This is a genomic window from Microbacterium sp. Kw_RZR3 (assembly GCF_029222405.1).
Taxonomy (GTDB): domain Bacteria; phylum Actinomycetota; class Actinomycetes; order Actinomycetales; family Microbacteriaceae; genus Microbacterium.
Window position 1 is genome coordinate 1 of the sequence record NZ_JARHXC010000150.1, and the last position, 13,317, is coordinate 13,317.

The 13,317-nt window shown below is 70.6% G+C and carries 11 protein-coding genes; 2 read left to right on the forward strand and 9 right to left on the reverse strand.

Annotated elements, in window-relative coordinates:
- Positions 1–202 precede the first annotated feature (202 nt).
- Positions 203–1,177, forward strand: a complete 975-nt coding sequence (locus P2P98_RS08075) for a zinc-binding dehydrogenase (protein ID WP_275798886.1) — start codon at positions 203–205, stop codon at positions 1,175–1,177.
- Between the two features lie 222 nt (positions 1,178–1,399).
- Here the strand turns inward: P2P98_RS08075 and P2P98_RS08080 are convergent, their stop codons facing one another.
- The 3 genes from P2P98_RS08080 to P2P98_RS08090 form a co-directional block, all read right to left on the reverse strand.
- A complete protein-coding gene (locus tag P2P98_RS08080; protein ID WP_275798889.1) occupies positions 1,400–1,879 on the reverse strand; it encodes an NUDIX domain-containing protein in 480 nt (159 codons plus the stop codon).
- A complete protein-coding gene (locus P2P98_RS08085; RefSeq protein WP_275798892.1) occupies positions 1,879–3,549 on the reverse strand; it encodes a DUF4407 domain-containing protein in 1,671 nt (556 codons plus the stop codon). The genes P2P98_RS08080 and P2P98_RS08085 overlap by 1 nt, the downstream gene beginning before the upstream one ends.
- A gap of 357 nt (positions 3,550–3,906) precedes the next feature.
- Positions 3,907–4,920, reverse strand: a complete 1,014-nt coding sequence (locus tag P2P98_RS08090; RefSeq protein WP_275798895.1) for an aldo/keto reductase family protein — start codon at positions 4,918–4,920, stop codon at positions 3,907–3,909.
- Between the two features lie 112 nt (positions 4,921–5,032).
- Here P2P98_RS08090 and P2P98_RS08095 point away from each other — a divergent pair, with 112 nt between their 5' ends.
- Entirely contained in the window at positions 5,033–6,406 is a 1,374-nt protein-coding gene (locus tag P2P98_RS08095) for a glutamate decarboxylase (RefSeq protein WP_275798898.1), read from the forward strand.
- A gap of 16 nt (positions 6,407–6,422) precedes the next feature.
- Here P2P98_RS08095 and P2P98_RS08100 read toward each other — a convergent pair whose 3' ends face one another.
- The 6 genes from P2P98_RS08100 to P2P98_RS08125 all read right to left on the reverse strand — a co-directional run.
- Positions 6,423–8,045 (reverse strand): ABC transporter ATP-binding protein, encoded by a 1,623-nt coding sequence (locus P2P98_RS08100; RefSeq protein WP_275798902.1) that lies wholly within the window; start codon positions 8,043–8,045, stop codon positions 6,423–6,425.
- Positions 8,042–8,638, reverse strand: a complete 597-nt coding sequence (locus tag P2P98_RS08105; protein WP_275798905.1) for a transcriptional regulator — start codon at positions 8,636–8,638, stop codon at positions 8,042–8,044. The genes P2P98_RS08100 and P2P98_RS08105 overlap by 4 nt, the downstream gene beginning before the upstream one ends.
- Positions 8,635–10,152: a serine hydrolase domain-containing protein gene (locus P2P98_RS08110; protein ID WP_275798907.1), complete on the reverse strand. Its 1,518-nt coding sequence runs from the start codon at positions 10,150–10,152 to the stop codon at positions 8,635–8,637. The genes P2P98_RS08105 and P2P98_RS08110 overlap by 4 nt, the downstream gene beginning before the upstream one ends.
- A 2-nt stretch (positions 10,153–10,154) precedes the next feature.
- Positions 10,155–11,045, reverse strand: a complete 891-nt coding sequence (locus P2P98_RS08115; RefSeq protein WP_275798909.1) for an ABC transporter permease — start codon at positions 11,043–11,045, stop codon at positions 10,155–10,157.
- The gene (locus P2P98_RS08120; protein ID WP_275798912.1) at positions 11,038–11,970 is read right to left on the reverse strand and encodes an ABC transporter permease; all 933 of its coding nucleotides are present in this window, start codon (positions 11,968–11,970) and stop codon (positions 11,038–11,040) included. The genes P2P98_RS08115 and P2P98_RS08120 overlap by 8 nt, the downstream gene beginning before the upstream one ends.
- Positions 11,967–13,317 (reverse strand): M14 family zinc carboxypeptidase (locus tag P2P98_RS08125; protein ID WP_345799714.1); only part of this gene is annotated, 1,351 nt, incomplete at its 5' end. The genes P2P98_RS08125 and P2P98_RS08120, both read right to left, overlap by 4 nt.

Consider the following 13,317-nt stretch of genomic DNA (forward strand, 5'->3'; position numbering starts at 1 on the left):
CGGGCTCAGGGTCCTCCGGCGCAGGTGGCTGAGCTTGTCGAAGCCACCGGACCCTTCGACCGGCTCAGGGTCTTCCGGCGCAGGTGGCTGAGCTTGTCGAAGCCACCGGACCCCTCGACCGGCTCAGAGTCCTCACGGTTGCTTTTGCGCGCCCGAGGTCTATATTAGACCAGTCGTTACAAAATAACCACAGGAGGAATCCATGCGCGCAGTCATCCACCACGAGTTCGGCGAACCGGCCGACGTCCTCGGCGTCGAAGAGGTCGAGACCCCGACCCCCGGCCCCGGCGAGGTGCGCCTGCGCGTGATCCTGTCGCCCATCCACAACCACGACCTGTGGACGATCCGCGGCACCTACGGCTTCAAGCCCGAGCTCCCCGCCCGCGCCGGCACCGAGGCCGTCGGGGTCATCGAGGAGCTCGGCGAGGGCGTCGAGGGACTCACCGTCGGCCAGCGCGTCGCCACCGGCGGCACCTTCGGCGTCTGGGCCGAGCAGGTCGTCACGAAGGCCGCCGGTCTCATCCCCGTCGTCGAGGGGCTCCCCGACGAGATGGCCGCTCAGCTCGTGTCCATGCCGTTCAGCGCGATCAGCCTGCTGCACTCGCTCGATCTGAAGGCCGGCGACTGGATCGTGCAGAACACCGCCAACGGCGCGGTCGGTCGCATGGTCGCGCAGATCGCCAAGGCCCGTGGCATCCATGTCCTCGGTCTCGTCCGCCGACAGAGCGCCGTCGAGGAACTCGCCGCGCAGGGCATCGACAACGTCGTGTCGACGGACGCCGACGACTGGCGCGACCAGGCTCTCGCGATCATCGGCGACGGCACCGTCGTCGCGGGTGTCGACTCGGTCGGTGGCCCCGCCGCCGGCCAGGTCCTCTCGCTGCTGAGCGAGAACGGCACCCTCGTGATCTTCGGGTCGATGGGGGCAGGCAAACTCGAGATCGGCGCCGGCGACCTCATCTTCCGCCAGGCCACCGTGAAGGGCTTCTGGGGCAGCGTCGTGAGCAAGACGATGGATGCCGAGACCCGCGGCGCCCTGTTCGGCGAGCTGTCGCGCTACCTCGCCGACGGCACCCTGACCCTCCCGGTCGCGGCGACCTTCGGCCTCGACGACATCGTGCAGGCCGTGACGGCGAGCGATTCGCCCCGCGTCGGCAAGGTGCTGCTGCGCCCGTGAGGTCGGCCGCGCCGCCGCGGCGGCACCCCTCCGTGCGAAACTCCTGAGGAATCGTCCGCGCCCACCCTCCTCTCCGCGTGATCACGCGGGAGGCGGGGTGGGCGCTCGCCGTTTCTCAGGAGTTTCGCCTGCGCCCCGGGCGCGAGCCGCGGCAGGGCACGCGCGGGCGCGGAGGGCGTGGCGTCGGCGCCCGGGAAGGGCTTCGAGGGCGACGGCGCCGCGTCAGGCGCCGCGCAGGGCCTCGAGCGCGGACGCGAGAGCGTCGAGCGCGGGGCGCTGCCCCTTCACGAGGGCCTCGCGGGCGGCATCCAGACCCATCCACTCCGCGCGATCGACCTCGGGGAACGACGCCCGCTTGCCGGAGCGGGGCGGCCACTCCATCTCGAACTCTCCGAAGGTGAATCCGGATGCCGAGAACCCGGCGCCGTCGCCCGCGAACACCACGACCTTCTTGCCGCTGGAGTACGCGAAGGTCCCGAGCTCGGCCCAGTCGACCTCGGGCGGCTCGACGCCGAGCTCTTCGCGGAACTCGCGGCGGGCGGCATCCAGAGCCCCCTCCGTCTCGGGGTCGTACTCGCCCTTCGGAATCGACCAGGCGCCGGCGTCTTTCTTGGCCCAGAACGGCCCTCCCATGTGCGCGATGAGCACCTCGGGCGCGGGCGTGACGCGGTAGAGCAGAAGCCCCGCGCTCCAGGCGACCATCAGGCGGTCGCCACGGGGACGCGCGCGGCTTCGTCGACGATCACGTCGGCGCGCTTGCGGTAGGTGCGGGCCGTCACGCGGTCGAGGGCGATCTGGCCGCGCATCTTCTCGGCTTTCTCGTAGAGCGAGGGTCCACCGAATCCGGTGAGCACCTTCACCAGCACCGGCAGCAGCTCGATCATGAAGAAGAGCGCGGCGATGAGGTAGTGCGCCCATCTGAGGACCGGTTCGCGATCCGAGAGGCGTTCGAGGGCCGTGATCTGGCTGAGCAGGCCGACCGCGCCGGCGTTGCCGTCGGCGACGGACGCCGCGCGCTGGTTGTACGCGGCCAGCGCCGCCTCGTATTGCGTGCGGGCGGCGGGGAGCTGGTCCTCGGCCTGCTGCTTGTTCTGCTCGGCAGAGGATGCCGCTGCCTCGGTGCCCGCGGCGTTGGCGGCAGCCAGTGCGGTCTGCGCCTGCTGCAGCTGGGTCGAGAGGGCGTCGTACGCCGACTGCGCCTGGGCCAGCTGGGCCTGCGCGGCGTCGGAACTCGCGCCGTTGCCCGCGACTCCCGTACAGCCCGGCACGGTGCCCGCACCCTGACCGGTCAGCTCGCACTGGTACACCGCGCGCGCCTGATCGATCACCGTCTGCTGGGCGGCGAGCTGCTGCGTGAGCTGGTCCACCGTCTGCTGGGCGGCAGCCGATTCGGCCGAGGTCGAGGAGGTTCCCGCGACGATGCCCGTCGCCGCCTGGTTCTCGAGGGCGGCGACCTGGGCGGACGCGGCGTCGAGGGCCTGCTTCTCGGGGCCGTTGGTGACGGCATCCTGATCGCTCAGCGCCTGGGTGACGTTCGTGGAGTTCACCTCGCGGGCGATGTCGTTCTGGAACACCTGCAGCACGAGCGGCTCCGCGACGACGATGCCGATGAGCGCGGCCATGATCACGCGGGGGAAGGCGAGACCCAGAAGACGGAAGACGTTCTTCGTCGAGCGCATCGTCGAGGTGAGGAAGCGGTCGAGATTGAAGATGATGAGGCCCCAGACCAGAGCCAGGGGGATCGCCAGGAACAGACTGGCGCGCACGCCCGTGAGCAGCGCGAACATCATCGACAGCGACGAGACCAACGCGGTGCCCGCGAGGACGAGGAACATCTGCACGAAACGCGGAACCTCTTCGGGAACCTCGTTGAGCACATCGTTGTCGGCACCGCCGAGCACGGCCATGCGCCGGATGAGCGAGAGTCGCGGGCGCCGCGGATCGTCGCGCCGGAGGCGGGGCGGACGGGGGCCGGATGCCACGGGCTCGGTGGTGCCGCCAGAACCCGCGGCATCGGACCGGCCGAGCTCCGTCTCGACGAGCGACACCCGACGATCGCCGTCGAGCACTTCCGTCCGGTTCGCGGAGTCGTCGCCGGAGGAGGGGTGCTCGGCGGGGTCGGTGGCGGGGTCGTCGAAGTGGGCGAGAAGAGCGGTGGCGCCCGTCGGAGGTTGCGCGCCGTCGGGATGGCCGGACGGGGCGCCCCACTCCGCGAGGTCGGCGGTGACGTTGTCGTGAAGGGCGCTGTCACGGGGCGCCGGGTTCTGCGCGGCGAGGATGTCGTCGACGTACTGCGCGCGCTCCTCGTCCGTCATGCGGTCGAGGCGGCCGGGTGCTTCGGGACGACCGGGCCGGTCAGCGGAAAAAGGCATTCGCACAGGCTACGACGCGATTCCTGCGCTCTCCTGAGCGGCGCCTGAGGCGCAGCCCAGCGCGCCTCACGGGCGTGAGTGTCCAGAACACCCGGACAGATTTTCGAGATGTCCGGGTGTTTTGGACGCTCAAGGGCACGATCCCGGGGTGCGACTCCCCGCGCGCCGCGTCCCGGGGCTTCGACAGGCTCAGCCACCTACGCCCTGCGGAGACGGCGACGCGAAAGCGGGCCGGACGCACGACGCCCCGCGCGCCGGATACCGGGGCTTCGACAGGCTCAGACACCTACGCCCTGCGGAGACGGACACGCGAAAGCGGGCCGGACGCACGACGCCCGGCCCGCTTCGCCCTGTGTCTCAGACCAGGCGCTTCTTCGGCGACACGTCGTAGGTGTTCTCGGGGTCGGAGAACACCGCGTCGCCGAGGGCCCCGTCGATCGCGGCGAGGGTGTCGGCATCCAGCGTCACGCCCGACGCCTTCACGGTGTCGGCGAGCTGCTCGGGACGCGAGGCGCCCACGAGCGCCGCGGCGATGTTGGGGTTCTGCAGCACCCACGCGATCGCGAGCTGCGGCATGGTGAGACTCGCCTCGTCGGCTATGGGCTTGAGTCGCTGCACGGCCTCGAGCGTGTCGTCGTTCAGGAACCGCTTGATGAAGTTCGCGCCGCTCTTCTCGTCGGTCGCGCGCGATCCCTCGGGAACAGGCTGGCCCGGCAGGTACTTGCCGCTCAGCACGCCCTGCGCCATCGGCGACCAGACGATCTGCGAGATCCCGAGTTCCTCGCTCGTGGGAACGACCTTGCCCTCGATCACGCGCCACAGCATCGAGTACTGCGGCTGGTTGGAGATGAGCTGGATGCCGAGCTGCTTCGCGAGCGCGTGACCTTCGCGCAGCTGCTCGGCGGTCCACTCGGACACACCGATGTAGAGCGCCTTGCCCTGACGGACGATGTCGGCGAAGGCCTGGAAGGTCTCTTCGAGCGGGGTCTCGTAGTCGAAGCGGTGAGCCTGGTAGAGGTCGACGTAATCGGTGCCGAGGCGCTTCAGCGAGCCGTTGATCGAGTCCATGATGTGCTTGCGGCTCAGCCCGGTGTCGTTCGGCCCCATGGGACCGGTGGGGAAGTACACCTTCGTGAAGATCTCGAGCGACTCGCGACGCTGCCCCTCGAGGGCCTTGCCGAGCACCGTCTCGGCCGCCGTGTTGGCGTACGTGTCGGCGGTGTCGAACGTCGTGATGCCCGCGTCGAGCGCGGCGTGCACCGTCTTGATCGCGGCGTCGTCTCCGACCTGCGAGCCGTGGGTCACCCAGTTGCCGAGGGTGATCTCCGAAATCTTGAATCCACTGTTTCCGAGGTAGCGATAACCGACCATTGTTCAACGCTAGTCCTCCCCTCAGACATCGGGGTCGTGGCATCCGGAAGCGGGTTCTGCCAGGCTCGGGGCGAGCGCGCCGGTCGGCGTCGCAACGACGGAGGACACCCCCATGACCCACCGACCCGACGATGCGTTGACGCCCGTCTTCGACCGCGCCGGCGAAGCCACTCGCCGTCGCCGCGACCGCTTCCCGCGCACGCCGGAGCTGCCCGAGACGGCGTATCAGATCGTGCACGACGAGATGATGCTCGACGGCAACGCGCGCATGAATCTCGCGACCTTCGTCGGCACGTGGATGGACGAGCACGCCGACCGCCTGTACGCCGACGCGTACGACAAGAACATGATCGACAAGGACGAGTACCCGCGCACCGCCGAGATCGAGCGCACGTGCTGGCGGATGCTCGCCGACCTCTGGCACGCCCCCTCGGTCGACGGTGCCGCGGGGACCTCGACGATCGGCTCGTCCGAGGCGTGCATGCTGGGCGGGCTCGCGCTCAAGCGCCGCTGGCAGCACGCCCGCCGCGCCGCCGGGAAGTCGACCGAGAAGCCCAACCTCGTCATGAGCAGCGCGGTGCAGGTGTGCTGGGAGAAATTCTGCAACTACTGGGACGTCGAGGCCCGCTACGTCCCCGTCACCGATGAACACCCGGTCTTCGACGGCCACGACCTCGCCGACTACGTCGATGAGAACACGATCGGCGTCGTGGCCATCCTGGGCGTGACCTATACCGGGGCGTACGAGCCCGTGGCATCCATCTCCGAAGCTCTGGATGCCATCGAGCAGGCGACCGGTCTCGACATCGCCATTCACGTCGACGGCGCCTCGGGGGCGATGGTCGCGCCGTTCCTCCGGCCCGAGCTCGTGTGGGACTTCCGGCTCGAGCGCGTGCACTCGATCTCGACCTCGGGACACAAGTACGGCGGCGTGTACCCGGGCGTGGGGTGGATCGTCTGGCGCGAGGAGAAGTGGCTCCCCGAAGACCTGGTGTTCCGCGTGAGCTACCTCGGCGGCGACATGCCGACCTTCGCGCTGAACTTCTCACGCCCCGGAGCCCAGGTGCTGCTGCAGTTCTACCTGTTCCTGCGTCTCGGCTTCGAGGGATACGCCACCGTGCAACGGGGGCTGCAGAAGGTCGCCCTGCACCTGTCGCACGGGATCGGCGCGATGAAACCGTTCGAACTGGTGAGCGACGGGAGCGACCTGCCGGTGTTCGCGTGGCGCATGCGCCCGGGCTACACGGAGAACTGGAACCTGTATCACCTGTCCGACCGGCTGCGTATGCACGGCTGGCTCGTGCCCGCGTATCCCCTGCCCGACGACATGTCCGACCGCACCGTGCAGCGGATCGTCGTGCGCGCGGGGCTCAGCCTCGACCTCGCCGACGACCTGCTGGAGGACATCCGCACCGAGGTCGCCTACCTCGACAAGCTGCAGTCGCCGATGCCGACCGAGGGCACGGGCCCGGGGTTCCACCACTGAACGGGTGCCGCGGACCTCAGGCGGCGGCGGAGCGACGCCTCGCCTGCTCGCGCGGATCGGGAACCGGGACGGCGGCGATGAGCGCCCGCGTGTATTCCTCGCGCGGGGAGGCGAGCACCTCACGGCGAGTCCCCTCCTCGACGATTCGCCCGCGCTGCAGGACGACCACCCGGTCGCTCAGCTGGTCGACGACCGCGAGGTCGTGGCTGATGAACAGGCACGCGAACCGCAGCTCCTGCTGGAGCCGTCGCACCAGGTCGAGCACGGTCGCCTGCACCGACACGTCCAGCGCCGAGGTGGGCTCGTCCGCCACGAGAAGTCGGGGCTCGAGCGCGATGGCGCGGGCGATCGCGACGCGCTGACGCTGACCGCCCGACAGCTCGTGCGGGAAACGGCCCGCCCAGGATGCCGGGAGCTCGACGTCCGAGAGCAGGGCCGCGACCCGTGCCTCGCGCTCGCGCGGAGAGAGGGCGGTGTGCGCCCGCAGCGGCTCCGCGATCGAGGCCCCGATGCTCATGCGGGGGTCGAGTGCCGCGGTGGAGTTCTGGAACACGACCCCGACCGACCGCTTGACCGCGAGCGACGCGGCCCGACGGGCGGTGCGGAGGTCGACGCCGTCGATGAGCACCCGCCCCGAGGTGATCGGGGCGAGGCCCAGGGCGCACATGCCGATGGTGCTCTTGCCCGACCCCGACTCCCCCACGAGTGCCGTGGTCTGCCCGCGGGGGATGCGAAGGCTCACGTCGTCAACGGCGGTGAGCGCGCCCGCCCCGCGGCCGTAAACGACCGTGAGGCCGTCGACCTCGAGCACGGGCTCTCCCTCCGCGTCGACCGCGACGCGTTCCGACGCGCCCAGGCGCGGAACGGCGGACAGCAGCTCGCGCGTGTAGGGCGCCGACGGCGCGTCGAAGATGCGCTGCACCTCGGCGCGCTCCTGCACCTCGCCGCGTCGCAGCACCACGACGCTGTCGGCCATGTCGGCGACCACGCCCATGTCGTGCGTGATGAGCAGCATCGCCGTGCCGGTGCGCTCGCGCAGCCGACGCATCACGTCGAGCACCTCGCGCTGCACCGTCACGTCCAAGGCGGTCGTCGGCTCGTCGGCGATGATCAGCTCGGGATTGCACGCGAGGGCCATCGCGATCATGACGCGCTGAGCCTGACCACCCGACATCTGGTGCGGATACGAGCGCACGCGCGCGGCGGCATCCGGAATCTCCACCATCGTCAGCAGCTCCACCACGCGGGCGCGGCGGGCGGCGCGGTCCATGTCGGGACGGTGCACGCGCAGCACCTCGTCGATCTGATGACCGATCGGGAAGACGGGATCGAGGGCGTTCATCGGGTCCTGGAAGACGACGGCGATGCGCGAACCGCGGATCGCGTTCAAGCGGTTCTCGTCGAGCGCGAGCAGGTCGACGCCGTCGAACACCGCGGTGCCGCGCACGCGCGCCCGCTCGGGGAGCAGACCGACGAGGGCGAGGGCGCTCACGCTCTTGCCCGAGCCCGACTCCCCCACGAGGGCCACGATCTCGCCGCGTCCGACGGTCAGGTCGAGGCCCGCGACGGCCACCACCTCTTCTTCGCCGAGGTCGAAGACGACCTCGAGACCGGTGACCTCGAGCACGGGCGCGGTCACGAGCCCGGCTCCCGCTCGGGCGCGTCGGCGGCTTCGGCGGGCGTCGCGGCCGCCTCGGGGACCGGCGCGGCCGCGTCGGCGGCGAGGGTGCTGTCGCGGTACTCCTGCCACTCGGCCAGCATCTTGCGGTGGTGCCCGACGAGCCAGGTCATGTAGCGCAGGGCGTTGGTCAGGCGTGTGCGGGGCCTCGACGCGTCCTCGGGGAGCACATCGAGGCCGAACTCGAGGGTCGAGTTGATGCGGCGGACGTAGTCGCGCTCACCCGCGAGGAATCCTCCCCACACGTCGTCCTCGGTGCGGAAGTAGTGGCTGCGGTCCCCGGGGATCGCGTGCCGCTTCAGGAAACCGAGGTTGACCAGCGCCCGGGTCGACATCGACACGGCACCCGCGCTCGCCTGAAGCAGATCGGCGATGCGGGCCGACGACAGGTAGGGCTCGTCGACGATCAGGAGCAACGCGAGAACACGCCCTTCCATCCGCGGGTTGCCCGCCGCGCCCCACGCGTACGCGAAGTCCTCCACGAAGGCGCTCACGGCCTCGTCGAGCACCTCGGCGGGCGCGCCGTCTGGCGTGATGCGTTCTTCGTCCGTCACAGGGCCATCCCCTTCAGCAGCTCCGACGGCTGCTCCGTCGACAGAGCGTAGCGATAGCGCTCGAACGGCCACATGGACATGCCGCTCAAGCGGATCGACACGACCTCGCCCGCGGCATCCCTCTCTACGCTCACCGGCTCTCCACTCGCGCCGAAGCTCGCGCGCGACGGGAGGCGCAGCGTCCCGTCGTCGTCGACGTCGAGCACCTCGGCGGAACGAGCGGGGTCGGGATCGGCGGGGTGCAACACCGCCACGGCACCGCCAAGATCCACGAGGTCGGCCACGCTCCACATGCTCGCGAACCGTCCGGTGACCGCAGCCGCGGCCGGCTCGCGGTCGGCCTGGGCGAGGGCCAGACGCAGGATGCCGATGGCCCCCGTCGCAAGGACGTCGGCCGGACCGTCGATGGCGTTGGTCAGCACGCTCACCACGATGTCGTCGTCGAGGTCGAGCCACGTGCGCGTGATGTGGCCGGGGTATCCGCCACTGTGTCCGACCAGATGCACCCCGTCGAGATCGCGCACGTCGAAGCCGAGCCCGTAGTGGCGAAGGACCCCGGCGTACTCGATGTCGGACTCCCGCCGCTGCAGCAGCCTCTTCGCCGCGTCCGACACGAGGGTGTCGTCGCCGGGAGTGTGAGCGGCGAAGTACGCCGACAGGTCGCGCGCGGTGCCGAACCATCCCGTCGCCGCGGCCATGGCGCGCGTGTCGACGTGCGGGATCACGCGCCGCGGAGCCCCGGCTCGCAGAGCCGCGTTGTGGCCGGCGGCGAAGTCGTCGGCCCGATCGGCATCCCATTCGGGACCGAGGTCGTCGAGACCGAGCGGGCGCACGATGTGGTCGACGACGTACTGCGCGTACGAGACGCCCGCCGCGGCCTCGATCACGAGGCCCAGCAGCGAGTAGCCGACGTTGGAGTACTTGAAGTGCTCGTTCGGGGCGAACACGCGTCCCTCCTCCGCCGCCATGCGAAGGATCTCGGCGCGGTCGGGGAAGGGCAGCCCGCGCTGCCAGAAGTCGGCGACGACGCCGTCGCGGATGACGCCGCCCTGGTGGCCGAGGAGCTCGCGCACGCTGACGTCGCCCACCTCGGCATCCGCGAGTTCGGGGAGCCACCGCGACAGCGGGTCGTCGAGGCGGAGCGCGCCGCTCTCGACGAGCTGCAGGACGGCGGTCGCGGTGAAGGTCTTGGAGTGGGACGCGATGCGGAAGAGGTGTCCCGTCGTCAGCGGCTCCGACGTCGCGGCGTTCGCGACGCCCCAGGCCTCGTCGAGCAGCAGCTCGCCGCGGTGGCGGATCGCGACCTGGATGCCGGGAACCCCCCGCAGCTCGTGCTGGAAGCCGATCCACTGGGCGACGTAGGCGGCGCCCGCGCGAAGGAGGGCGTCGCGCCGGGCGTCACCGGCCGCCGCCACGTCACCCGTCGTCGCACCGGAGGCGAGGGCGGTGGCGGGGGCGTCCGGGGCGGTGGCGTCGGTCAACGTGGCGGCGGGGGCTTCGGGAGGGGTCGACACGGTCAGCGTCCTTTCGGGTCGAGGGCGTCGCGCACGGTGTCGCCCAGGGTGATGAGCGCGAGCACGGTGATGCTCAGGAAGAGCGCGGGGAACAGGAGCATATGCGGGGCCGTGCCGACGTACGACTGCGCGTTCGCCAACTGCAGACCCCACGAGATTGTGGGGGCGCGCAGCCCCACACCCAGGAAGGTCAGTGTCGACTCGGCGACGATGACGCTGCCCACGAACGTCGCGGCGATCGCCAGCACGGGCCCGATGGCGTTGGGGAGCACGTGGCGGACGACGATCTGCACGTGCGAGAGCCCGATGACCGACGCGGCGCGCACGTAGTCGGTGCCGCGCACGCTGCGCACGGCGCCTCGAACGAGACGCGCCATCGTGGGCCATGAGAAGAAGGCGAGCACGAGAGAGACGAGCACGGGGTCGGGCTTGCCGAGACTGTTGAGCACGATGATCGCGCCCAGGATGAACGGGAACCCGAGGAACACGTCGGTCAGTCGCGAGATGACCGTGTCGACGATGCCTCCGGCGTAGCCGGCGATGGTGCCGAGCACGATCGCGACGACGAGGCACAGCGCGGTGGTCAGCAGTCCGATCGACAGCGAGGTGCGCGTGCCGAAGACGACGTTCGCGTAGATGTCGCAGCCCTGCAGGTCGGTGCCGAAGGGATGCCCCGGGCCCGGTGGCAGAGCACTGTCGACGAGATCGCACGCGCGGGGGTCACCGCTGCCGAAGAGCATCGCGATCGGGCCGGGCAGCAGGGCGATCAGCCCCAGGAGGGCCAGCACGATGACCGGCGCCCAGAAGGTCACGCGACGGCGCAGGACAGACCACAGGCCGCGGTCGACGAGGGTCGGCTGCTCGGGCGCGGTGGCGGCGATCATCTCAGACATGGCGGATCCTCGGGTCGAGGGCGGAGTTGACGAGGTCGACCAGCAGGCTGAGGGCCAGGAAGATGAGGATCAGCGTCGTGCCGACCCCCACCACGGTCGGGCCCTCGTGCGTGCGGATGGCGGTGAAGAGCAGCTGTCCGATGCCCGGCAGGTTGAACACGCCCTCGACCACGACGGCCCCACCGAGCAGGTACCCCAGGTCGATGGCGACGAAGGTGAGGACGGGCGAGACGGAGTTGCGCATCACGTGCGTGCCGACGATCGTCCGACGCGGCACCCCCTTGGCCCGCAGCGTCCGCACGAAGTCGGACTGGAGCGTGTCGATGACGCTGCCGCGCATGAGGCGGGCGATCGCGGCGAGACCGAAGATCGCGATGACGGCCGCCGGCAGGATGTAGGCCGTCGGCCATCCCGCCGTCGTACCCGCGATGGGCAGCCACTTCAGCTGGAGTCCGAAGATCAGCTGGGCCCCCACGGCGACGACGAAGATGGGGATGGACGTCGCGAGGATCGTGGTCAGCAGCACGCCGCGGTCGATCCAGCTGTTCTTGCGCAGCCCCGCCACCAGACCGAGGAGCACGCCGAGCACGACCTCGATCACCCACGCCGTGATCGCGAGCGTGATCGTCACCGGCCAGCGCGCGGCCATGCGATCGGCCACGGGCACGCCGTCGAACGTGGTTCCCAGGTCGCCGGTGAAGAGCCCGCCGAGGTAGCGCAGGTACTGCAGCAGGAGCGGATCGTCGAGGTGGAACTGGCGGCGCAGCTCGGCGACCACGGCGGCCGGAAGCGGGCGGTCGCCGCCCAGAGCAGCGATCGGGTCGCCCGGGAGCGCCCAGACCATCGCGTAGATGATGAAGGTGACGCCGAGGAAGACGATGCCGACCTCGATCAGTCGGGCGCCCGCGGCGCGCGCGAACCTCACGCGATCACCGCCGCGCGGGCGGCCGCGAGGACGGCGTCGAGCTGCACACCCACCAGGTCTGCGAGGGGCAGCGCCCGAAGCGGCACTCGTTCCGCCTCGGCGACCCACTGCTCGTACACGAGACGGAAGGAGTCGCGCTCCCGACGGACCGTGTCATGGGCGACGCCCGCGGCGCACTCGATCTCGAGAGCTCGAAGGAGCATGCCCCCGAAGCGCAGACGGAAAGACCTCACGGCATCCTCGTTCGAGAACACCTCCGCCCGCGTCGCGATGCGGTCGACGGCCAGGCGCCGCGCCCGCTCGTCTTCCGCATCGGCGAGCGCCGTCATGAGCGGGGCGAAGGCCCTCGCACCGCGCAGCATCGGGCTCGGGATCGTCAGGTGCGCGTCGACCCGTGAGAGCGCGCCCCCGAGGGTCTCGCCGAGCGCCCTCAGCGCCTCGGCGCGGTCCTGCACGATGCGGCGGTACGAGATCCCGCCCGATCCCTCGTCTACGACGTCGTCGTGCGTCCAGTACGGAAGCTCGGCGACCATGACCAGGGTGCCGTGGCGCTGCAGATAGTCGGCCGAGCCTCCGCCCGACACCTCGGCGAGCGGGTCGAGTCCGAGACCCTCGAGGTAGTCGTACCGCTCCGCGACGGTGGGGCAGCGGAACACGGCGTCGCCCAGGCGCACCAGGTCGGGCGACTCGGGCTCGCCGATGTCGAGTGGCAGGCCGTGGCGGGCAGGGATCGCCGAAAGCTCCCGGACGAGCGCGTCGTCGTCGCGGTTCACGTAGAAGTAGACGCCGCCGACCTCGGCATTGTGCAATCCGACGAACAGGGCCGGCTCGACCTCGTCGAACAGATCCGCGAGCGCGCGGGTCTCGGGGAGCACCCGATCGAAGTGGAGCCGTTTGTAGGAGAGAGGGAAGCTCCACTCGACCTGCTCGTCGGGTGCCGGACGGTAGAAGGCCCGCCCGTAGGAGCCGCGGTCGCCGGGGGAGGCGAACCAGCCCTCGTTCATGCGTGTGCCGTCCGGGTCGATGCACGGCACGATGTGGAACGTCATCCCCAGTTCTCTCCGGAGCCCCTCGTCGGCGACGAGCCGCTCGGCGAGAGTGAGCGCGGTGTGAAAGCCGATGGGCTCGTTCGGGTGCACGCCCCCCGCGATGACGGCGTGCGCGCGCCCGTCGCCGATCGCGTAGACGGGGATGGGCTCGCCGAGCCGCGACCACCCGAGGATGCGGCGCCGCACGAGGTGCGGCGCGTTCTCGGACAGGGCGAGAAAGGCCGCCTCGAGGGCGTCGACCGTGGGGAAGCCGGTCAGGGCGGGCTGCGGAAGGGTGGGTGAAGGCATCGGGATTCCG